Annotated in this window: 14 protein-coding genes, 5 pseudogenes and 1 other annotated feature; of the genes and pseudogenes, 9 read left to right on the top strand and 10 right to left on the bottom strand. The window is 63.1% G+C overall.

Going from position 1 to position 22746, the window contains the following annotated elements; translation table 11 throughout:
- Positions 1 to 36: 36 nt before the first annotated feature.
- A complete protein-coding gene (locus sphantq_RS20975; protein ID WP_272800323.1) occupies positions 37 to 447 on the bottom strand; it encodes a MerR family transcriptional regulator in 411 nt (136 codons plus the stop codon).
- Positions 448 to 521: 74 nt separating this feature from the next.
- On the opposite strand from sphantq_RS20975, the gene sphantq_RS20970 reads away from it, so the two are divergent.
- Complete coding sequence (locus tag sphantq_RS20970) at positions 522 to 887, top strand: mercuric reductase (RefSeq protein ID WP_272800322.1); 366 nt, start codon at positions 522 to 524, stop codon at positions 885 to 887.
- On the top strand, positions 880 to 1107 hold the full coding sequence (locus tag sphantq_RS20965; protein ID WP_272800321.1) for a GDCCVxC domain-containing (seleno)protein: 228 nt from the start codon (positions 880 to 882) through the stop codon (positions 1105 to 1107). The genes sphantq_RS20970 and sphantq_RS20965 overlap by 8 nt, the downstream gene beginning before the upstream one ends.
- Positions 1108 to 1192: 85 nt before the next feature.
- Here sphantq_RS20965 and sphantq_RS20960 read toward each other — a convergent pair.
- From sphantq_RS20960 to sphantq_RS20950, 3 genes and pseudogenes are all read right to left on the bottom strand, one after another.
- Positions 1193 to 3153, bottom strand: a pseudogene (locus tag sphantq_RS20960) (FTR1 family protein).
- Positions 3154 to 3268: 115 nt separating this feature from the next.
- A complete protein-coding gene (locus sphantq_RS20955; protein WP_272800320.1) occupies positions 3269 to 4417 on the bottom strand; it encodes an aspartyl protease family protein in 1149 nt (382 codons plus the stop codon).
- Positions 4418 to 4599: 182 nt separating this feature from the next.
- Positions 4600 to 4995, bottom strand: coding sequence for a MerR family transcriptional regulator (locus sphantq_RS20950; RefSeq protein ID WP_272800319.1), 396 nt, complete (start codon positions 4993 to 4995; stop codon positions 4600 to 4602).
- 81 nt (positions 4996 to 5076) lie between these two features.
- Between sphantq_RS20950 and sphantq_RS20945 the strand changes: the two genes are divergently transcribed.
- The 5 genes and pseudogenes from sphantq_RS20945 to sphantq_RS20925 form a co-directional block, all read left to right on the top strand.
- The gene (locus sphantq_RS20945; protein WP_443021571.1) at positions 5077 to 5703 is read left to right on the top strand and encodes a cation transporter; all 627 of its coding nucleotides are present in this window, start codon (positions 5077 to 5079) and stop codon (positions 5701 to 5703) included.
- Positions 5704 to 5715: 12 nt separating this feature from the next.
- Positions 5716 to 6984: a TolC family protein gene (locus tag sphantq_RS20940; protein WP_272800318.1), complete on the top strand. Its 1269-nt coding sequence runs from the start codon at positions 5716 to 5718 to the stop codon at positions 6982 to 6984.
- 4 nt (positions 6985 to 6988) lie between these two features.
- Positions 6989 to 8147 (top strand): annotated as a pseudogene (locus sphantq_RS20935) (efflux RND transporter periplasmic adaptor subunit).
- 3 nt (positions 8148 to 8150) lie between these two features.
- Positions 8151 to 11174, top strand: a pseudogene (locus tag sphantq_RS20930) (efflux RND transporter permease subunit); the annotation flags it as partial.
- A 1-nt stretch (position 11175) separates the two neighbouring features.
- Positions 11176 to 11688, top strand: a pseudogene (locus tag sphantq_RS20925) (efflux RND transporter permease subunit); the annotation flags it as partial.
- Positions 11689 to 11986: 298 nt separating this feature from the next.
- Here the strand turns inward: sphantq_RS20925 and sphantq_RS20920 are convergent.
- Together sphantq_RS20920 and sphantq_RS20915 are read right to left on the bottom strand one after the other, a co-directional pair.
- A pseudogene (locus tag sphantq_RS20920) lies at positions 11987 to 13211 on the bottom strand (IS3 family transposase); the annotation flags it as partial.
- Positions 12814 to 12930 (bottom strand) — a sequence feature (AL1L pseudoknot). It overlaps the preceding pseudogene by 117 nt.
- Positions 13212 to 13550: 339 nt before the next feature.
- On the bottom strand, positions 13551 to 14846 hold the full coding sequence (locus sphantq_RS20915) for a tyrosine-type recombinase/integrase (protein WP_169574946.1): 1296 nt from the start codon (positions 14844 to 14846) through the stop codon (positions 13551 to 13553).
- A gap of 310 nt (positions 14847 to 15156) precedes the next feature.
- Here sphantq_RS20915 and sphantq_RS20910 point away from each other — a divergent pair, with 310 nt between their 5' ends.
- Positions 15157 to 16632, top strand: a complete 1476-nt coding sequence (locus tag sphantq_RS20910) for an MFS transporter (RefSeq protein WP_272800316.1) — start codon at positions 15157 to 15159, stop codon at positions 16630 to 16632.
- On the opposite strand, the gene sphantq_RS20905 is transcribed toward sphantq_RS20910, so the two are convergent.
- Both sphantq_RS20905 and sphantq_RS20900 read right to left on the bottom strand, forming a co-directional pair.
- Positions 16622 to 16819 (bottom strand): hypothetical protein, encoded by a 198-nt coding sequence (locus sphantq_RS20905; protein ID WP_129925799.1) that lies wholly within the window; start codon positions 16817 to 16819, stop codon positions 16622 to 16624. The genes sphantq_RS20910 and sphantq_RS20905 overlap by 11 nt on opposite strands.
- A 14-nt stretch (positions 16820 to 16833) precedes the next feature.
- Entirely contained in the window at positions 16834 to 17184 is a 351-nt protein-coding gene (locus sphantq_RS20900; RefSeq protein ID WP_129925800.1) for a hypothetical protein, read from the bottom strand.
- 33 nt (positions 17185 to 17217) lie between these two features.
- Here sphantq_RS20900 and sphantq_RS20895 point away from each other — a divergent pair, with 33 nt between their 5' ends.
- Entirely contained in the window at positions 17218 to 17910 is a 693-nt protein-coding gene (locus sphantq_RS20895; RefSeq protein WP_066608140.1) for a CDP-alcohol phosphatidyltransferase family protein, read from the top strand.
- 312 nt (positions 17911 to 18222) lie between these two features.
- On the opposite strand, the gene sphantq_RS20890 is transcribed toward sphantq_RS20895, so the two are convergent.
- Positions 18223 to 19590 (bottom strand): efflux transporter outer membrane subunit, encoded by a 1368-nt coding sequence (locus tag sphantq_RS20890; protein ID WP_129925801.1) that lies wholly within the window; start codon positions 19588 to 19590, stop codon positions 18223 to 18225.
- Entirely contained in the window at positions 19587 to 22736 is a 3150-nt protein-coding gene (locus sphantq_RS20885; protein ID WP_272800315.1) for an efflux RND transporter permease subunit, read from the bottom strand. The genes sphantq_RS20890 and sphantq_RS20885 overlap by 4 nt, the downstream gene beginning before the upstream one ends.
- Between the last annotated feature and the right edge of the window lie 10 nt (positions 22737 to 22746).

Here is a 22746-nt window from a genome sequence, read left to right as displayed (position 1 = left end):
ATTCCGCTCGATTGCCGGCAAGCGCTCGAGCAGCGACTAGCTGGCAGTGCAGAGCGTCTCGAGAAGCGGGCATCCGGCGTCGTCGCCGGCCTCGCAGGATCGCACCGCCGCGCTCAGCACATGCTCCATGCGCGCGAGGTCGGCGATCTTGGCGCGAACCTCGCCGAGATGCGCGGCGGCGAGATCGCGCGCCTGCGCGCACGACGCCGCGCCGCCATCGGCGAGCGCGAGCAGCGTGCGGACCGCCTCGATTGGGAAGCCGAGTTCTCGCGCGCGCCGCACGAACGCCAGCCGCTGGATGTCTGCCGCGTCATAGCTGCGGTAGCGGCCCCGGCGCAGTGCCACCGGCAGCACGCCGATCCGCTCATAATAGCGGATCGTCTCGATATTGCAGCCAGTCCGCCGTGACAGCTCGCCGATCGCAATTGCGGCATGGGGATCGGTCATCGTCAAAATACCGCTTGAGTCTGTAGTTGCTACAGACGGTAGAGCATGAGTCGCCTGCCCACAAGGAACCGACCATGATCCAGCCATCGCCTGCGCCCTCATCCAAAGGGCTCGCCGCCGCCAGCCTCACTCTGGCCGGGATTGCGGCCGCCTTCGGCGTCGCCGCGTGCTGCGGACTGCCGATCCTGTTCGCCTCGGCCGGGATCGGCGCGGCATGGCTGGGCGGAATCGGAATTGCGGCCGCGCCCTGGCGCACACCGCTCCTTGCCGTCGGTGCATTCTGCCTGTTTGCCGGTGCGGTGCTGCTGGTGCGCCAGCAGATTGCCGCGACGCGGTGTGGTCCGGGCGGTGCCTGCACGCCGCTATGGGTACGCGCGTTGATCCTGGTCGGGCTGCTGGTCGGCGGCGCGCTGCTCTGGCTGGGCTGGCACTATGTCTGATGTCGTCCCCGAACTCCGCTCGGCGCTGACCTGCCCGCACTGCGGCCACCAGGCCACCGAGACCATGCCGACCAACGCCTGCCAGTTCTTCTACGATTGCCAGGGCTGTGGCGCGCTGCTCAGGCCCAGGTCCGGGGATTGCTGCGTGTTCTGCTCCTATGGGACTGTGCCGTGCCCGCCCATCCAGGCCGAGGGCAAGGGCGGCGCCTGCTGCGGCTGACCCGGGCCGCTAGACGACGGGCCAGACTGTGGCCGGACTGTGGTGCCAGCCGGACCATCCTGCCCTTCGGGTAGCGCGGGCCGCATCAGGATGCCCGCCGCCGATTGAACGAGAAGCCGACGAATATCGCGGCGGCCATCGCAAACTGGGTCAGGATCGACTGCCAGGTCGGAAAGATGCCGAGCATCGACAGCCGCGGCGCGGCCGCCAAGGGCGCTATGTCGATGATCCCCGCCTCCTGGAGTGCCGCGACGCCTTTTCCGGCGAGAACGACCGTCAGCACCGCCATCAGCCACGAGCTGTAGGAGAAGAATTGGGCGATTGGCAGCTGACGGCTGTAGCGCAGCATGGCCCAGGCGATCACGGCAAGCAGCAGCACCGCGGCTCCGGCACCCGCGAGCAGCGCACCGCCATTGCCCTGTGTCCAGAGCGCCGCGTAGAACAGGATCGTCTCGAACACCTCCCGGTACACGACGACGAAAGCGAGGCCGCACAGGAACCAGGCCGACCGGCCGGACAGCGCGTGCGTCATCTTTTCCCGAATGTAGCGTTGCCATTGATCGGCTTGCGCCTTGCCGTGCATCCAGATTCCGACCGAGAGCAGCACCACGGCCGCGAACAGGGAGCCGAACCCTTCGGTGACCTCGCGGCTCGCGCCGCTGATCCTGATCGCATAGGTGGCGACGAACCAAGTGAGCAGTCCGGCGGCGAGGGCGCCGGCCCAACCGCCATGGACATAGGGAAGAACCTCGGTGCGCTCAGCCTTTCGGAGAAAAGCGATCATGGCGACAATGATGAGCATGGCTTCGAGCCCCTCGCGCAGCAGGATCGTGAACGCTCCCACGAACGTCGAGGCATTGCTGGACGCGCTTGGCGCCAAAGCCGCTTCGGCGTCGTCGAACAAGCCGTTCAGGACAAGCACGTGATTGGCGAGATCATCCACGGAAACACCTTGGTCGATCGCGGCGCGATATTCGCCCATTTCCCCCTCGATCCGGCTGAACAATGTCGCGTCGCGCGCGCCCAGGGTGGGCTCGACCGGCTCGAATCCGTCAAGATAGGCGGAGAGCGCCATCTCTTTGGCGGCGCGACGATCGCCTTTCCGAACAGCATCAAGGCTGGCGGCGAGCTTTTGCCGAACCAGCGCCAGAGAAGCTGGGGCCTGCGCGACTACGGCTTCCGGGTGACGGCGCAGATAGGCCATCACTGCCAGCGCCTGCGGTTCACCGACGCTCGATGCCAGCGCGGCCGGGGTGAGCGACACCAAAGTCTTGAGATCAGGTATGCGCTGCCGAAGCGCCGAATCCGTCTTCCACAGGCGTTCGCCTTCGCGTGCCTGCGTATCGGTAAAGGCAAAGCTCCCGGCCCGCAGCGCGAGCGCCCAGCGATCTTCGCTCGGGACATCAGCGAAGCTCTGCATGGCGGTTCCATCAATGCCTTGGCCGATCACCTGATACAGCGCGAAGATACTTCGCTGGCGAGCGCGGGTCAGATCGGTGAAAGCAATCGGCGGGGTGCTGAGCTTGGCGGTATTCGGGCCATGCCCATCACCGGTCACGCCGTGGCACGCGGCGCAGGTCGTCTGGAACAATGCCTCGCCCCGTGGGAAGCTCGGCGGCGTGGCGGGGGCGAGCGGGACAGGATAGGCTTGGAGAAGGTCTGCCGCCAGTCCATGCGCCAGCGTCGCGACTTCTTGGGGCGATGCCTTGCGGCCGATAACGGCCTGGAGGCGCACGGCCCCGACATCAATGCCGCGCGCTGCGGCGTGGGTGGCAAGGTCGCGAGCCGCGCCGTCACGGATGCCGCGAATTCTGTCATCTCGGCATATTCAGACGCGCTCTTTATCCGGCCTCCATCGACCGCTCCGCCATAATCCACGGCCATATAGTCCAGCAGCCGCCAGGCGGTTTGCACGTCGTTCAGGTCGGCTGCTGGTGCCGCGCTCAGGCCGGCCGGTGTCGTGACAAGCCAAAAAAGCGCGATAACCGAGGCGAGGACGCGCCGAGCCGTTGCCGCTGGGAATCGGCGAAAAGGGAGGTAGGACATCGTTACGCCGTACAACCTCCAGTAGCTGTAGAAGCAAGAAGTTTGCGAGCACGACGCAATAGCAATTATTGGAACGATTTGATGCGCATCATGGGCGAGGATCCATCGGTAAGAATCAATAATAGTCGGCGAGCCGGATCTCGCGGACGGCACCGCTGTCGATCGTAAGCTTCACGCGTCTTCCTGCCGGTCCGAAGCGCCAGCGCCAGAGCGTCCCTCGCGTATAGGTCATGTCGGCCGGCTTGCCGTCAATCGCGACGATCCGATCTCCGATTGACCAACCGTTTTGCGCCGCGGGACTTCCAAGCGCAACATGGACGACAGTGAGGGCGTGGGCCGATGCCATAAGGCTGAGGCCACTATGGTCCTTCAACATTGCCGGTCGACGGCCGGCCGGGAGCATACGGAGCCATAGCCGTCCAACCTTGAAGTCGAGCACCACGTTGAATTGGGCGAGCAGCGGCAGGCCGATATTGCCAACCGTGCTGGCGGATAGCCAGTCGTTGACGGCGAGCGCGGGGATGACATCCACCCCTAGGCCCGCGATCTCCGTGCGTTCCACCATGAACGAGGTTGCAAGACGCTCGCCTTCCACGCCACCAAGAAGCGTCGTCGAACGCTGCTTTCCCTCCAGCAGGCCGTGCCGATCAGCATAGTCGCGCGACAGAATCAGCGCCGTACTGTTCCCGAGATCGACCATGAGTGGCACGGGATCAAGCCCGGCAATCGAGGCATACACTAACAGTTCGCGATTGCTTCCGTGCCCCATCGGCGCGAAAGCCCAACCCGGTCCGCCTGCAAAGCCCTCTGCAAAGGCGTAGCGGCTATTCGCGAAATCCAGCACCAAGCAGCGATCAGCGAACACGTCCTCACCCAAAACTAGATCGATCGGCCTTCCCAACGCTGCCGACGCTGAATCGAGATCGACAATATAGGCCATAGCCAGGCGGCGCGATTGTCCGTCGATCTCGACATCGAGTCCGCGGACGATCCTGGCGGGAGCTCGTCCGGTCAATCCACGGACCGTGCGTTGTTCAACACTTTCCAATCCTAGCTTCGCCGCAAGCGAAGCGCTGATGATCGAAGCGGCGCTGCCGCTGTCGAGAATGGCCGCCGTGGCGATCCCCTTGACGTGTGCGCGCACTAGCAGCGTGTCGCCGGTCGCCATTTCGAAGCTGTTCCAAGCGGCGTCGGGAGGAAGCCCGCTCCACAAACCGCCCTGATGCGCCGTCATGGCGAGCAAGCGGGACGGCGTGGCGGCCATCGCCAAGCCACTGCCGGATAGTAGGCCGGCGAGTATCGCGCGTCGCTGCACGATCAAGAGGTTCGAACTACGTTCACCACATTACCTGGTTGATCGCTGTTCAAAATCGCAGCGGTCAGTCGGTTCCTACTTCCTCCAGCCGCTAGAGGATCAAGCCTTTTCGCGAAGAGATGGCGTATTTGCTATGCGACCGGCCGGGCAATGGCCTGGATGACGCGGCACTCGGCGATCCGCTGGCGATCGCAATTCCGGCTCATCGCCGCCAGTTCATCGCGAAGGGCGGCGAGCTGTCCCAATCGTTCCTCCACTGCGGCTAGGTGGCGGGACGCGATCGCCATCGCTTCTCCGCAGTCGCGGCCCGGGTCGCTGGCGAGCGCAATGAGCGAACGAATCTCCTCGATCGAAAAGCCCAGTCTGCGGCCGTTGCGAACGAAGTTGAGCCGATCGACATCGCGAAGCGCATAGGTGCGTCGGTTTGACTCGGTACGCACCGGCCGATCGAGCAGTCCGATTTCCTCATAGAAGCGGATCGTCGTCACCTTAGTGGCAGTCGCGCGTGACAATTCCCCGATCTTCATATCTTTCTTGGCTCCAACTTCTTGCGAGCGCGTCGCTTTAGTGCTTGCTCCTACAGTGACTAGAGATTGTAGGGAAGGCTGATGACCGAATCCTCATCCTGCGCCTGCCATGGCGACGAGAAACGCGCACAGCACGACCCGGCCTATCGACACGCGCTGAGGATCGTCGTCATCCTCAATCTCGGCTTCGGCCTGTGCGAGCTGGTCGGCGGTTTCATCGCCGACAGCCAGGCATTGAAGGCAGATTCGCTCGACTTCCTTGGAGATGGCTCGATCAGCCTGCTGGGGCTGATCGCACTCGCATGGTCTGCCCGTGCCCGCGCCCAAGTGGCGCTCACTCAAGGGCTCTTTCTGGGCGCGCTGGGCTTCGGCGTGATAGCCTTCGCGGTCTGGCGCGCTCTGAATGCAACCGTGCCGGAGGCAGAACTGATGGGCGGGATTGGTGTGGTGGCGCTTGCCGTCAACGTCACCGCAGCATTGGTGCTCGCCCGCTTCCGCGAAGGCGACGCCAATGTGCAGGCGATCTGGCTGTTCAGCCGCAACGATGCCGTCGCGAACATCGCCGTGATCGTCGCGGCCGGACTGGTTGCCTGGACGGGCAGCGCGTGGCCCGACCTCGTGGTCGCCGGCGTGATCGCCCTCCTGTTCCTTCATTCTGCCTATGAGATCGTCCGCAACGCGCGGTCCGAACTCAGTCCCACCCTCTGAATCCTAGGTCCCATGCCGTCATTTTCGAACCCCCTTGCCTGCGCGCTGGTTGCAGTCGTCTTCGCCACGACGTCCGGCACCCCTGCCGCTCATGCCCAGACGGCCGCATCCGTGAACGCGCCGGTCCTGACGCTGGCCGACGCGCTCGACCTCGCGGGTTCGGCCTCGCCCAATATCGACGCTGCCGACGCAGGTGTGCGTGCCGCGAGCGCGGCCCGTCGTGTCGCCGGCCTTCGGCCAAACCCGTCACTGAACGCCGACATCGAGAATGTCGGTGGTTCGCGCGCCTATAACGACATCGAAGCGCCCAAGCAGACGGTCTCGGTTGGCGTACCGGTCGAACTGGGTGGCAAGCGATCGGCCCGGATCGCGCTCGCCGATGCCCAGGGCAATCGCGCCGATATCGAGCGCGTGGCGGCCGGCGCGGACCTTCGACTGGCCGTGTCACAAGCCTATGTGGAAGCCGTCGCCGCCGACCGGCGTCTGGCGACTGCGCGGGATCAGGCCGTGATCGCGGCAGAGGCGCTTCGGGCGGCGCATATTCGCGTCTTGGCCGGTCGCGCATCGCCGCTCGAGGAGCAGCGCGCCGAAGTGCTGCGCATCAGTGCCGACGCGGCGGTGGACCGCGCAGTCCGTCTCGCAGATCTGGCGCGGGCGAACCTTGGTCGCCGGATCGGCCGGCCCGTGACGGGCGCACTTGACCAGCCCTGGTTCGACCGGGTGGACGGCTATGGGCCAGCACGGCTCGACGCGGACAGCAATCTCGCCGTCGCGACCGCGCGGGCCGACGAAAAAGCGGCCGAAGCGCAACTTCGCCTCGCGCGGTCGCAGCGCCTGCCCGATGTGACGTTGAGCGCCGGGGTGCGGCGCCTGCCGATCAACAATGACATGGCGGCGGTGTTTGGCGTGTCCGTGCCGCTGCCGTTCTTCAACAGTGGCGCATCTTCGGTCGCGCAGGCGGGCGCCGAACGAGACAGGGCCGCAGCGCTTCGCCGCGCTGCCGAACTCGACAATGAACAGGCAATCGGGCAGGCGCAGGCCGATGTCGCCAACGCCGTGGCGGCCGCCAGGACCGCCGCTGGACCCTCACTCGCTGCGGCGCAAGAGGCCGCGCGCATTGCCCGCATCGGCTATCGCGAAGGCAAGTTCGGCCAGCTCGACCTGCTTGAGGCGGAACGCACCCTCGCTGAAACCCGATCAGGCGCGATCGACGCGCTTGCCGCCTTCCATAATGCCCAGGCCCAGCTCGATCGCCTGACGGCTTCCGCACGCAAGGACTGATCCGATGACGTCATCCCGTTTCCGGGCGGTCCCGCCGCTTCTCCTCGCCGCGCTGCTCGCCGGGTGTGGGGGGCATGCCGCCAAGGAGGATGGCGGCGAAAAGACCGAAGCCGCCGGAGAAGCCAAGGGCGAGAGCGGCAAAAAGGCCGGCACGGTCAAGCTGTCGGCCGATCAGATCAGGACGGCCGGAATCGAGATCGTGCATCCGATTGTTGGCGGGAATGGCGGCGCGATCGAGCTACCCGCGACCGTCGAGGGCAATCCGCAAGGTACGCAAATCGTGTCCGCTGCGATTGCCGGACGGGTCGTGGCGCTCAATCGCAATCTTGGCGAGGCCGTCCGGCGCGGCGAGACGCTGGCGGTGATCGAGAGCCGCGAGGCGGCCTCGCTCAAGGGTGAGGTCGAGGCGGCTCGCGCGCGGCTCGCGCTCGCGCAGTCGAACTACGCCCGCGAGCAGCGCCTCTATGCTGAGCGCGTGTCGCCCGAGCAGGATTTGATCGCGGCACGCACTGCCGCGACCGAAGCGAGCATCGCACTACGCCTCGCGCGCCAGCAATTGTCCGCGACCGGCGGCGGCGGTGGATCCCTCAACCGCGTCGGCATCGTCGCGCCGATCTCCGGCCAAGTCATAGGCCGGAACGCCATGCTCGGCCAGACCGTGGCGGCCGATGCCGAACTGTTCCGCGTCGCCAATCTGTCGACGGTCTCCCTCTCGCTGTCGCTGTCGCCCGCAGATGCCGGCCGGGTGCGCCCTGGAGCGGCCATCGCGGTGACGGCGCCGGGACGGACGACGCAGGCCCGCGTAACCTTCGTTTCGCCCGCGCTCGATCCACAGACGCGGCTCGTGCCCGTCGTCGACCATCGATAACCGAGCCGGTCAATGGCGGGTAGGCGAATCCGTGACGGCCGCGATCCAGCTCGCCGGCAAGGGCGACGCCAATGTTCGCGTGCCGCTGACGGCCATCCAGACGATCAATGGCAAATCCGTCGTGTTCGTCCGAACCGAGGACGGCTTCAGGGCGACGCCGGTGACGCTCGGCGCCCAGTCCGGCGAGACGATCGTCGTGGTATCGGGCCTTACCGGGCGCGAGCAGGTCGCGTCCGCCAACAGCTTCACCCTCAAATCCGAACTCGGCAAGAGTGCGGGCGGGGACGAGGACTGAGTCATGATCGAACGCATCGTCACCCTTGCGGTCGCGCGGCGCTGGCTTGTCCTGCTGCTGACCGTCATTGCCGCCATCATCGGCATCGTATCGCTCAGGCAACTCCCCATCGACGCTGTTCCCGACGTCACCAACAACCAAGTGCAGATCAACGTGCGGGCGCCGGCGCTGTCGCCCGAGCTGATCGAGAAGCAGGTCACATTCCCCGTCGAGACAGCACTCGCCGGCATCAAGGGTCTGGAGAGCACGCGGTCGCTGAGCCGCAACGGCTTCGCCCAGGTCACGGCGGTCTTTTCCGACACGACCGACATCTATTTCGCGCGGGCGCAGGTGGCTGAGCGGCTGAACGACCTGAAAGAGGCGCTCCCGGCCGGTGTCACGCCGGAAATGGGTGCGATCGCGACCGGCCTCGGCGACATCTATATGTGGACACTCCACTATCAGGAGCGCGGTCATGAACGGCACAGGCCCGGCGAGCCTGGCATCCAGCCTGATGGCAGCTATATAACGCCCGAAGGGGACCGCCTTGTCAGCGAGGCCGACCGGGCGACCTACCTCCATAGCGTTCAGGAATGGATCGTCGCACCGCAGGTTAAATCAGTCGCCGGCGTTGCCGGCGTCGATTCGCTCGGCGGCTTCGACAAGGAATATCTTGTCGTGCCCGACGTCCAGAAACTCGCGGCGCTCAAGCTCAGCCTGGCCGAACTTGCCGAGGCGCTGGAAGCGAACAACAGCGCGATCGGGGCTGGCGTCGTCGATCGCAATGGCGAGGGCCTGGCAGTGCGCGCTGACGCCCGCATCCGCAGCATCCCGCAGCTCCGCAACACCGTGATCGCCACCCGCGGCGGCGTGCCGATCCTGCTTGGGCAGGTAGCGGAAGTCCGTCTCGGCCAGGGCATCCGCCTCGGCTCGGCGTCGGAGAATGGCCGCGAGGTGGTGACCGGCACCGCCGTGATGCGGATCGGCGAAAACAGCCGCACTGTCTCGACCGGCGTGGGGGAGCGGCTGCGCAAGATCGGTCCGTCGCTTCCGCCCGACGTGGTGATCGAGCCGGTGCTGGATCGCACCGCGCTGGTCAATTCGACCATTTCGACGGTCGCCCGCAACCTGGGCGAAGGGGCGGTGCTGGTCATCGTGGTCTTGTTCCTGCTGCTCGGTAATTTTCGCGCAGCACTGATCGCCGCAGCGGTCATCCCGGTCACGATGCTGCTGACCAGCTTTGGCATGCTGCGCGCAGGAGTCTCGGCAAATCTGATGAGCCTTGGCGCTTTGGATTTCGGTCTGATCGTCGACGGCGCCGTCATCATCGTCGAGAATGCGCTTCGTCGTCTGGCCGAGCGACAGCACCGCCATGGTCACCATCTCGACCTAGGCGAGCGCCTGTCGGTGATCGCCCAGGCCGCTCGCGAGATGATCCGTCCCTCGGTCTATGGGCAGGCGATCATCATCATCGTCTATGTGCCGCTGCTGACTCTCCAGGGCGTCGAGGGCAAGACATTCGAGCCCATGGCGCTGACCGTCATCATGGCGCTGCTGTTCGCCTTCATCCTGTCTCTCACCTTCGTGCCGGCCGCGATCGCCATCTGGTTGAGCAAGCCAGTGGAGGAGAAGGAAGGCCGGATCGTAGGATGGCTGCGTCAGCGCTACGAACCGAGCCTCGACCATGCGCTCAGTCGTCCCAAGCTCACGATCGGCGTGGCCGTGGCGTCGCTCGCACTCGCGGCCGGCGGTTATCTGACGCTCGGGCAGGAGTTCCTGCCCCAGCTCGACGAGGGCAACGTCCTCGTGTCTGCCTTTCGCGTGCCGGGCACGTCGGTCGAGCAGAGCCAGAAGATGCAGTTCCAGATCGAGAAGGCGCTCGCCGGGATGCCCGAGATCAAGACAGTATTCTCGCGAACCGGCACGGCCGAGCTGGCGTCGGACCCGATGCCGCCCAACGCGACTGACACCTTCGTCATGCTCAAGCCCCGCGATCAATGGCCCGATCCGAGCGAGGCAAAGGCGGAGGTGGTCGAGCGTATCGAGAAACGTCTGGCCGGCGTTCCCGGGCATTCCTACGAGGTCACCCAGCCGATCCAGATGCGCTTCAACGAGCTGATTGCCGGCGTCCGCAGCGATGTCGCGGTCAAGGTGTTCGGCGATGACTTCGGTCAGATGAACGATGTCGCCGACAAGGTCGCGGCTGTGCTCCGCCGTGCAAACGGCGCCGAAGACGTGAAAGTCGAGCAGACCGAGGGCCTGCCCATGCTCGACATCGCCTTCAACCGCGATGCGGCCGCCCGCCTGGGCGTCACCGCGAAGGACGTGCAGGCGGCCATTGCTGCAACGGTCGGCGGTCGCGAAGCCGGCGTCATCTTCGAGGGCGATCGCCACTTCCCTGTGGTCATCCGCCTGTCCGACGTCGATCGCGCCAATTTCGAGAGGCTGGGACAGGTGCCCGTGCCGACGCCCTCGGGTGCATCGGTGCCACTAGCAAGCGTCGCCGACATCCGCATCGACGACGGTCCCAACCAGATCAGCCGTGAAAACGGCAAGCGGCGCGTCGTCGTCCAGGCCAATGTCCGCGGACGGGACGTCGCGAGCGTGGTTGAGGAAGCGCAGGCGGCGATTGCGCGCGATGTGCGGCTGCCAGCGGGCATCTATCTCGAATGGGGTGGCCAGTTCGAGAATCTCGCATCGGCGCGGGCGCGGCTCGCGCTGGTGGTGCCGGCCTGCTTCGCTCTGATCCTCCTGCTTCTCTATGGAGCGCTCGGCTCCGCGGGCGATGCCGCGATAGTGTTCACCGGCGTTCCACTGGCGCTGGTCGGCGGCGTTCTGGCGCTGGTGCTGCGCGGTATGCCCTTCTCGATCTCGGCGGCCGTAGGCTTTATCGCCTTGTCGGGCATCGCGGTGCTGAACGGTCTGGTGATGGTGACATCGATCCAAGACTTGATGCGCAACGGCATCGACCGGGCGACGGCGAGCCGCGACGGCGCCTTGGCCCGGCTTCGCCCCGTCGCCATGACGGCGCTGGTGGCATCGCTCGGAGCTCGGCTCCGCGGGCGATGCCGCGATAGTGTTCACCGGCGTTCCACTGGCGCTGGTCGGCGGCGTTCTGGCGCTGGTGCTGCGCGGTATGCCCTTCTCGATCTCGGCGGCCGTAGGCTTTATCGCCTTGTCGGGCATCGCGGTGCTGAACGGTCTGGTGATGGTGACATCGATCCAAGACTTGATGCGCAACGGCATCGACCGGGCGACGGCGAGCCGCGACGGCGCCTTGGCCCGGCTTCGCCCCGTCGCCATGACGGCGCTGGTGGCATCGCTCGGTTTCGTGCCGATGGCACTTGGCCATGGAGCGGGCGCTGAAGTTCAGAAGCCGCTCGCAACGGTCGTCATCGGCGGTCTGATTTCCGCGACGCTGCTGACCCTGTTCGTGCTGCCAACGCTCTATGCGCGGTACGGCCGGCGAGAATTGCCGCGATCACACGACGACGGGGTGGCGGCGGGCGCATTTTCGGCTGCATCCGATCTCGCCGATCTCCCCGCGCTACGTAATGAATAGGTTCGCAAAATACAGACGTGCCCAAATAAAGTCGAGTAACACGGCGATCGGACTTTTGATTGAGCAGCGTAGTAAGCCGACGTCTGCACTGGAAAATTAGTAGCACGATAATAATAGATATGTTAAATTTATTAAACCGAGCCCAGCCTACCCCGTGCTATTCTATTATCGAGGCAGCCAATAAAAAGTTATTTAGATTTGCGTACCTTGCCCTTTAAAAGCTAGAAGTCGGATCGGTAACAGCAACGCCTCCTTCTGAACCTCCCTGGGTCTGCCGGAGGCGCTGGGTTGTGAGCCACGCTGCCATATCGATGTTGTCTGCGGCAGCATAATATTGATCTTCGACTTCGGCAGGCGTGATGTTGCCGATGGGCTCCAGCAGCCGGCGATTGTTGAACCAGTCGACCCACTCGAGCGTGGCGTACTCGACTGCTTCGAAGCTGCGCCACGGTCCACGCCGGTGGATCACCTCGGCTTTGTAAAGGCCGTTGATCGTTTCGGCCAAAGCATTGTCATAACTGTCGCCAACGCTGCCGACCGAGGGCTCGATCCCGGCTTCGGCGAGGCGTTCGGTGTATTTGATGGATACGTATTGCGACCCGCGGTCCCTATGATGGATGAGGCCGCCCCGGTGGTTCGGCCGACGATCGTGAAGCGCCTGTTCTAGTGCATCGAGGGCGAAGCTGGCATGCGCCGTCTTGCTGGCCCGCCAGCCAACGATCCGCCGAGCATAGGATCGATGACGAAGGCGACGTAGACGAACCCCGCCCAGGTCGCGACGTAGGTGAAGTCCGACACCCACAGGATGTTCGGCGCTGGCGCCTAGAACTTGCGGTTGACGTGATCGAGCGGGCACGGTGCCGCCCTGTCGCTGATGGTCGTGCGCACCGGCTTGCCCCGGATCACCCCTGCCAAGCCCATCTCACGCATCAGCCGAGCGACAGTACAGCGCGCGATCGGAAAGCCTTCCCGCATCATCTGCCGCCAGACCTTGCGCACACCGTAGACCGCGAAGTTCTCGGCGAACACGCGCGCGATCTCTGGCTTGAGGACCGCATCCTGCCGTGCTCGCGTCGACAGGCGTGTCGGATCCTGCCGCTGCGCGACGCGCTCGTGATAGGTGGATGGGGCGATCGGCAGGACGCGGCAGATTGGCTCGACCCCATAGGCATTGCGGTGATCGTCAATGAACGCGATCATCGCCGGAACGGGCGGTTGCGCTCCGCCTGAGCAAAATATGCAGACGCCTTGCGCAGGATCTCGTTGGCCTGCCGCAACTCACGGACCTCGCGCTCCAGCGCCTTCATCTTGTCGGCAACCTCGGTCGGAACACCGGCGCGCTTGCCGCTGTTGACCTCCGCCTTCTTCACCCACTCATGCAGTGTCTGCGGAACGCAGCCGATCTTCTCCGCGATCGAAACCACCGCCGCCTAGCGCGACGGGAAATCGCGCTCGTGATCGGCCACCATACGCACCGCCCGCTCGCGGACTTCCGGCGCAAACTTGTTCGTTGTCTTGCTCATACAGGCCCCACCTTCTCAGGAGTTGGAGCCTCCGGCAAACCCGGGGCGGTTCACATGCGGCCGGGTAGGGCTGATGACTGACCAACAAAATTCCTCCCATCGGAATTAAAGCTGAGCGGTTTTGTTGCGGGTTTGGACGGATGATTCGATGACGCGCGGCGGAGCAGGCCATAGCCTTTGCAGTTCGGCGGCAAAGGTTGCCAGGGTCACAAGACGTCCAGATATGTAAAGGCTATTTAGATTGACAGGCTGCGAGGTCGGCGGCCGCCCAACTTTCCTCGAGAGTGTAAGCCAAGTGAAGGCAGCAGTAAATTTCGCCGCTGCCCCCGATTTCGCCTGTCAAATGTCCAACGATGGTTTGACACTCGAGCCCTCTGGTGGTGAAGGGATTCGCTCCCGAGGGGCGTCGAGTAGCTGCTCAATACCTGCCTTTTTTGCAATCCTTAATATCTCATTCTCCCACGCTAAGAATGCGCTACGCTTTTCATTATCATGATCGTAAAGGTCGTAAACTTTATCGAGTCCAGTTTTTGAATGGTTCAGCATAGCTTCTGCTGTTTCATAATCAATTCCAACTCTTTTAGTATTTGACCTAAATGTTCTTCTCAAATCATGCAGAGTGAACATTGGTACATTCTGACATCCAACAGTGGACATTTTCCCTATTATGCGTCGGAGTGTGGCGCTCCAATCATTTTTTCTAGGCCCAGCGATTTTTTCTGAAGGGAAAACCCACTCTGCGTCCATATCGACTTCTGCTAGAAACAGCTTCAGACCCCATGGCCCGAGCGGAATCTTGTGTTCTTTTGCATTCTTCGTTCGCCCTCCAGGAATGATCCACACATCGTCCTGAAGTTCGTCAAATCGCGCATACTCAAGTTCGGATCGACGAACTGCTGTGAGCAGATACAGCAATATTGCGCGTCGCAAGTATTCTGCTTCATCCGAAATCGAATGGAGAAGCCATTCTATTTCGTCTAGATTCAATATTCTGCTTTTAGGATACTCAGGAACCTGCAGATCGCCAAGTCGACAAGCGGGATCTTTCTCAAGTCCAATCTCAAGCCCCCTGAGCGAGGAAGCCCATCTAAAAAATACCCTAACTTCTGATATAACTCTATTAGATTGAATTTTTGCTGTTAATTGAACATCTTTAATAATTCTTATCAGTTGATCCTCTGTTATATTATATATTATTTGAGATCCGATCTTCGGTTTGATATATTTTTCGTAGCGCCAAATCTTGTCGTCTATAGTGACTGGTTTGCACAGCCGAGCCCTTTTCAGGTGCCGACCCTCTCTGACCGCAGTCATGTACAGAACATGGGCCCGATTTACCGTCATGCTTTCCCTAAGGTTTTTCTCCTTCTCAATCTCTCGGGGATCGACTCCGGCATCGATTTGTTGGTTGAGCATAGCCGCGGCCTCGCGAGCCTGAGCAATTGAGACATGCGGGTACAGTCCTAATGTGCGCCTCAAAAACAGACGCTTGAACGGCAGCCATCGCATATACTTCCAAGCCAATTTTCCGCTCGATAGCACCTTTACCGATAGACCTAGAGAAAGGGGATCATTAAGACTCCCGTTTCTCAGAGAATCGATGAGCGAGGGAGAGAAACCAGTCTTAGCTTTCATCTGTTGGCACCTTCACGGCGTGGCCACAGAGGATAATCGCGATAAAAACCGCGATAAAAGGGGTGTCCAAACTCGCCTAGCCGAGACTAGCTCGGTCTAGGCATCCAGTCTTCACAATCCCATCTAACCCACTGCAGTCACGCCCTATTTGAGAATCTGGCCAGCAATTCCGTAGCTTATCCCCAATGTGTCATGCCGATTCTGTATGAATTCGTATGCGCAGCTTGCTCGTCGCCCGTCGCCATGCAAGCGGTGATGGTTGATGCAGGCAAGCGGCGGCAGGCCGCGTCCGCGACGGGAGGGGACAGGCATGGACAAGCCGAAACAGGGCTTTGCCGGATTGTGGAATATCAGTTTCGGTTTTTTCGGCATCCAGATCGGCTTCGCGCTGCAAAACGCCAATATGAGCCGGGTCTTCCAGTCGCTTGGCTCCAGCATCGACGACCTATCGGCCTTATGGGTCGCCGCGCCGCTGACCGGCCTGCTGGTCCAGCCGATCGTCGGGCATTTTTCCGATCGCACCTGGCTGGGGCGGCTTGGCCGTCGCCGCCCTTATTTCCTGGCAGGCGCGATCCTCTCCACGGTGGCGTTGCTGGGGATGCCGCAAAGCGACGGGCTGCTGATGGCCGCATTGCTGCTGTGGATGCTCGACGCCAGCCTCAATATCTCGATGGAGCCGTTCCGCGCCTTTGTCGGCGATATGCTGGGCAAGGATCAGCATATAATAGGCTATGCGGTGCAGACCGCGTTCATTGGTGCGGGCGCGGTGGTGGGATCGCTCTTTCCCTATGTCCTCGACCATCTGGGCGTCGCCAACGTCGCGGCGGCGGGGCAGGTGCCCGATACGGTGCGCTACAGTTTTTGGGCAGGCGGCGCTGCGTTGCTGGCCGCGGTGCTCTGGACCGTGATGACGACGCGCGAATATGCGCCGGACCAGATCCGCGCCTTCGCCGACGCTGACGAAGCCGCCGCCACGGCGCCCGATCTGGCAGGCCGCGCCATCGGTCCCTGCGTCATCTGGATTGGCGCGGGAGTCTTCGTCGCGCTGCTGGTCGCCCTCTGGGCAATGGAAAAGGAAGTCTATCTGCTCGCCGCGCTGTTGGCCGGCTACGGCCTCGCCAGCCTGGTCGCCATTCTGCTGGCCCGCGCTGGACGCGGCGCACATATGCTGGCGCATATCGTCGGCGATATCGGCGCTATGCCTCCGATCATGCGACGACTGGCGGTGATCCAGTTCTTCAGTTGGTCGGCGCTCTTCATCATGTGGATTCACACCACGCCGGTCGTCGCCCAATATATGTTCGGATCGGCCAATCCCGCCAGCGCCGCCTATCAGGCTGGCGGCAACTGGGTAGGGGTGCTCTTCTCGGTGTATAATGGCGTGGCCGCAATCGCCGCCCTGACGCTTCTGCCCTGGGTGGCGGCGCGGATCGGCAAGGCGCGGACCCATGCGCTGTGCCTGGTTGCGGGCGCGGCAGGCTTCGCCAGTTTCCTGATCGTGCGTGATCCCAACCTGCTGCTGCTCAGCGAAGCCGGGATCGGCATCGCCTGGGCCTCGATCCTCGCCATGCCTTATGCCATGCTCGCCTCGACCCTGCCGCAGGCCAAGCTCGGCGTCTATATGGGCGTGTTCAATATCTTCGTCGTGCTGCCGCAATTGCTGGTGGCGACGGCGATGGGATCGATCATGAAGACATTCTTCCCTGGCGACCCCATCTGGACCATGGCCTTCGCCGCGGCCACGCTGCTGCTGGCGGCGTTGGCGACCTTGCGAATCAGGGCGTGAGCCGATGCAGCGATTCGCGCTTCGCATGAAGACCGATATCAGCAGAATTCAGGCCGCTATCAATGCCTAATTCCGCTACGGAAAGCGTTGCACTCTGCCACGGATGCAATCTTTGCAATTGCGAAATAATCGTTCGCACTTGCGAAAGATTACCAGTTGGTACATCAGGAACGGGCCTTTCAGGCATCCTCTCCTAAAACTTTACGGGCTGGTCTTCGGATCGGCCCTTTTTTTGTCTTCGTCGGATCGCGCGTCGTCCAGCCCCTGCGGCACTGTCCAGGCGATGCCCTCATCCAGATAGGCTTCCAGTTCACGCCAATGCCGGTCCCATCCCGGTCCCCGACGGGCGGGGGGCACTTCCTGCTCCACGATCAAGCGCGCGCGTCGGATCGGATTGGACGGCCGCTGCTCCATCCTTAGCACGATATCGCGCACATCCTGGGGACCGTCCTTGCTCATATGCTCCTCCCCCAGGCTTCCCGCCCGGTCGCTCGCCTTTGCCCCGGAAGCCAAGGAACAGGCAATGACCTTGTCGGTGCGACGCAACAACATTGTCTATTCGTCATCCTTCCGTCATAAAGCGCCATGTCATTGCCTTCTGGCCCGTCGGCCCCACCCATCGCCCGTATCCAGCAAAATGTGCTCGCCGTGGCGGAACGTCGCCTTCTCAATTGGCTCTGCGCCCATATGCCGCGCTGGGTCACGCCCGACATGCTCACCGCGCTGGGCATGGTGGGCGCGTTCGCCATTTTCGCGGGCTATGCCGCCAGCAATTGGGGCGTCGATTGGCTATGGCTGGCGATCGCGGGCTATGCGCTGCAATGGTTCGGCGACTCGCTGGACGGCAGCCTGGCGCGGTTCCGCCATATCGAACGGCCATCCTACGGCTATTTCATCGACCATAGTTGTGATGGCCTGGCGACCTTGCTGATCCTGGCGGGCATGGGGGCCAGCCCCTATATCCGCATGGATGTCGCGCTGGTCGCGCTGGCGGGCTATCTGCTGCTGTCGATCCACGCCTATCTGTCGGCGCGAGTCTTGGGCGAATTCAAACTATCCTATCTTGCCGCCGGACCCACCGAATTGCGGCTGTTGCTGATCGGTCTGACGATCGCGATGATGCTGTTGGGCTACGCCCCTGGCTGGTTCGGCGCGGTGTCGGGATTTGACCTTTTCGTCGGCATAATCGGCGCCATCTTGGTGCTGCTGTTCATCGGCCAGACGCTAACCACCGCTAAGCGTTTGTCGTCGTCGGAACAGCCCGGCAAAATGCGCTGAGAGCATCGTGTAGAAAAGCGGGAATCGGATTTTGGCTTGAAATGATGCGAAAACAAAAACTATAGCAGGCGCCGCCTTTCACGCAGCCTGCTATAATTTGCTCGCGTCAAGGACGGCGCCGCATATTGTCCCGCGCGCCACAGCGCGAGATCAATTGGTTGAGGCGCACTTCATCCTGCGCGCCAGACGCAAATAATTGGCAAAGCCAATCCAGACACCGTGCCAATAGCAGCATGGTTCCTCTCCCTTATTATCCGCGCATCATAGCAGATTCGCGCCATGGGAGAAGAGGGGGAGCGATAATATGGTTGCTTACTGATCAGCGCCAATTGCGCGGTAGAGCAGCACTCTGTTGCTCACTAGCGCAAGGTTCGTGACGATAGCCGATTGCCGCGCGCTATAGAGCGCGCGCTGGCTGGTCAGCGCGGTCAGGAACGTGTCGATACCCGACCGATAACGCTGGTCCGCCAGATCATAGGCGCGTTGGCTGGCCGCCACCAATCGCCGCTGCGCCGCCTGCTGCGCATCGATCGTCCCCTCGCGTGCGAGTGCGTCTGCGACTTCGCGGAAGGCGGTCTGCACCGCCTTTTCATATTGTGCGACATAAAGGTCGCGTTGCGCTTTGCTATAGTCCAGGTTCCCGCGGTTCGCACCGCCGAAGATCGGCAGGCTGGCGGATGGGCTGACCGACCAGGCGAAGCCGTTGCCGGTGAAGAGCGAGGACAGGGCCGAACTGGCCACGCCGATCGCCGACGTCAGGCTGATCGTCGGGAACATGGCCGCGCGCGCCGCACCGATATCGGCATTGGCGGCCTTGAGCTGATGTTCCGCCTGCAGCACGTCGGGCCGCTGGAGCAGCACGTCCGACGACAGGCCCGCCGGCGCCTTCGCCACGCCCGCGATCAGGCTGTCGAGCGAGGCGGGTAGCAAGGCCTCCTCCACCGGCGTCCCCACCAGCAGGTCGAGCGCGTTGCGATCCTGCGCGACTTGGGTGACGTTCGCAGCGACGTCCGACGCCGCCTGCTCGACCGTGGTTTCGGCTTGATGGACATCGAGCTTGCCGGTCAGGCCGGCGCCATTGAGCTGGCGGGTGATGTCCAGCGTACGCTGGGCGCTCGCCTGGGTCTGGCGCGAAACCGCCAGCAGTTCCTGGTCAGCGGCCAGCGTCGCATAGGCGGTCGCGGTCTCAGCAATCAAGGTGATCCGGGTCGCCCGCGCGCCTTCCTCCGTCGCCAGATAGGTTTCGAGCGCCGACTGGGTCAGGTTGCGGACGCGGCCGAACAGGTCGATCTCGAACGCGCTGAAGCCGATGTCGGCGCTGTAACTATTCTGCCGATTGTCATTCTGGCGGACGAAGCTGGCGCCGGCGTCGGCGGTGATGGTGGGCAATTGGGCGGCGCGTTGCACCCTATATTGCGCGCGCGCCGACTGGATGTTGGCGATCGCGGCGCGCAGGTCGCGATTATTGGCCAGCGCTCGCGCGATCACGCTACGCAGCTTCGTGTCGCCGACCAGTTCGGTCCAGGCTAGGCCAACCTTTTGTCCGGCCTGCCCAGGCGCATAGGCTTCCCCGTTGGGCAAGGTGGCGGGCACTGGCGCTGTCGGTCGCACATAGGTCGGCGCCATGTTGCATCCGGCCAGCGTCAGCAGCGATACGGCCGACAGTGAAAGGCGGATCATGCCGGAACTCCTGCGTCTGGCGCCGGGGCTGGCGGCGCGGCGTTCTTTTTACCGCTGAAAAGGCCCGCAATCGTGACGAAGAACAGCGGCACGTAGAAGATGGCCAGCGCCGTCGCCGTCGTCATGCCGCCAACGACCGCCGTACCGATCGCAACACGGCTCTGTGCGCCTGCGCCCGTTGCGATCGCCAACGGGATGACGCCGGCGATGAAGGCAAGGCTGGTCATCAGGATCGGGCGGAAGCGCAGCCGCGCCGCCTCCAGCGCGGCGGACAGCGCGTCCTTGCCCTGTTTGTGCGCCAGTTCGGCGAACTCGACGATCAGGATCGCATTCTTCGCGGCCAGGCCCATCGTGGTGAGCAAACCAACCTGGAAGAAGATATTATTCTCCAGCCCGCGCGCCCACACCGCGATCACCGCGCCGACAAGGCCGAGCGGGATCACCAGCAGCACCGCCAGCGGGATCGACCAGCTTTCATAGAGAGCGGCAAGGCACAGGAACACGACCAGCACCGACAGGCCGTAGAGCAACGGCGCCTGACCGCCGGACAGTTGCTCCTGATAGGACAGGCCGCTCCATGCGTAGCTGGTGCCGGTCGGCAGTTGCTTCTGCAATTCGACTATCCGGTCCATCGCTTCGCCCGAACTGGCGCCCGCGCCGGCCTGGCCCTGGATTTCGAAAGAGGACAGACCGTTGAAACGCGCCATCGTGCTAGGCCCCATCGTCCAATGCGTGGTCGCAAAGGCGGAGAAGGGCACCATTTCGCCGGTGCTGCTCGACCGCACCATCCAATTGTCGATATCGGTCGGCAACGCGCGATAGGCCGCATCAGCCTGCATATAGACGCGCTTCACTCGGCCGCGATCGACGAAATCGTTGATATAGGTGCTGCCCCAGGCGGAACTGAGGACATCGTCGACATCGCTCTGCGTCAGGCCCAGCACCGCCAGCTTCTCATTGTCGATATCGACTTTGAGCTGGGGCGTATCCTCCAGCGATGCGGCGCGCACGCCGGCCAGCACCGGATCTTTGGACGCTGCGTCGATCAACTGGTTGCGCAGTTCCAGAAAGCGCGCGCGGCTGAGGCCGCCATTGTTCAGCAGTTCGAAGGTGAAGCCGTTCGATTGGCCGAGGCCCCGGATAGAGGGCGGCGTCATGCCCAGTATCTTGGCGTCGCGGATCGCCGCGAGTTGCTTGGTCGCGCGTCCGGCAATCGTCCCCGCCGTGTTTGCGATACCCTTACGCTCGTTCCATGGCGCCAGGTTGATGAAGCCCTGGCCGACATTCTCGCCCTGGCCCTGGAAGCTGAATCCAGTCATGATGAAGGCGAAGGCGACATTGTCCTTCTCGTCGTTCAGGAAATAATTCTGCACCTGGTCGATCACCGCATTGGTCCGGCTCGATTTGGCGCCGGCGGGCAGCGTGACCTGCACCATCACCTGCCCTTGATCCTCGACCGGCAGGAAGCTGGACGGCAGCCGCACGAAGATGAGAACCAGCAGCACCAGCACCACGACATACAGGCCCCAGAACAGCTTGCGCCGATTCAACATCTGCTGCGTGCGGCGGACATAGCCGCCGGTCAGCCTCTCAAACCAGCGGTTGAACTTGCCGGCCCAACCTTCGTTGCGATGGTCCTCGCTCGCGGACTTGAGGAGGGTCGCGCACAGCGCCGGCGACAGAATCAACGCGACCACCACCGACAGTAGCATCGATGACACGATGGTTATGGAAAACTGGCGGTAGATGACGCCGGTCGATCCGCCGAAAAAGGCCATGGGCAGCAACACTGCCGACAGCACCAAAGCGATGCCGACCAGCGCGCTGCCGATCTCCTCCATCGACTTGATCGTCGCCTCGCGCGGGGAAAGCCCTTCCTCCTCCATGATGCGCTCGACATTTTCGACCACGACGATCGCGTCGTCGACCAGCAGGCCGATGGACAACACCATACCGAAGAGGGTCAGCGTGTTGATGGAATAGCCGAACAAGGCGAGAATGCCGAAGGTGCCGAGCAGCACCACTGGCACCGCGACGGCGGGGATCAGCGTCGCGCGCCAGCTTTGCAGGAAGACGAACATCACCACCACGACCAGCGCGACCGCTTCAAGCAACGTCTTGATGACTTCTTCGACCGACAGCTGGATAAAGGGCGTGGTGTCGCGCGGAAATACGACTTTATATCCATGCGGCAGGCTGCTCGACAGTTCGGCGACCTTCGCCTTGACCAGTTCGGCGGTCTTGAGCGCGTCGGCGCCCGGCGCCAGTTGCAGCGCAACGCCGGACGCGGGATGGCCGTTGAGCCGCGCGGCCGTGGTATAGCTTTCATTACCCAGTTCGACTCGCGCCACGTCGGACAGATGGACGATCGATCCGTCGGTCTGGGTCTTGACGATGATGTTGCGGAATTGTTCGGGCGTCTGCAACCGCGCGCGCGCCGTCACGGTGGCGTTGATCTGCTGCCCGGCGGGCGCCGGGTCGGCGCCGATCTGGCCCGCCGACACTTCGACATTCTGCGCCGCAATCGCGCTCTGTACGTCGGACGGCATCAGCTTTACCGCGGCAAGCTTGTAGGGGTCCAGCCACACCCGCATCGCATATTGCGACCCGAAGACCTGGGTGGCGCCGATGCCATCGATACGCGCGATCGGGTCCTGGAAATTATTGACCAGATAATCGGCGATGTCCGCCTGCGTCGCTATGTCCGTCTCGTCATACAGGCCGACCAGCATCAGGAAGTCGGTCTGCTGTTTGGTGACGGACAGCCCCTGCTGCTGCACGGCGTTGGGCAGGCGACTGAGCGCCTGCTGCACCCGATTCTGCACCTGCACCTGCGCGGTGTCGGGATCGGTGCCCTTCTGGAAAGTCACGGTGATCCGCGCCTGTCCGGTGGCGGTCGAGGAAGAGGAAAAATACATCAGGCCATCGATGCCGGTGAGCTGCTGTTCCAGCACCTGCGTGACGCTGGTTTCCACGGTTTCGGCCGATGCGCCGGGATAGGTGGCGCTGATGCCGACGCCAGGCGGGGCGATGTCGGGATATTGGGCGATGGGGAGCGACAGCATCGCGCCCAGGCCCGCCAGCATGATGCCGATGGCGATGACCCAGGCGAAAATCGGCCGTTCGATGAAATAGCGGCTGAGCAAGGGCCGGCTC

The sequence above is a fragment of the Sphingobium sp. AntQ-1 genome, assembly GCF_028538045.1.
In the GTDB taxonomy this organism is placed as follows: Bacteria; Pseudomonadota; Alphaproteobacteria; order Sphingomonadales; family Sphingomonadaceae; genus Sphingobium; species Sphingobium cupriresistens.
Note: the sequence above shows the minus strand (reverse complement) of the source record. Positions and strands in the feature narration are given on the sequence as shown.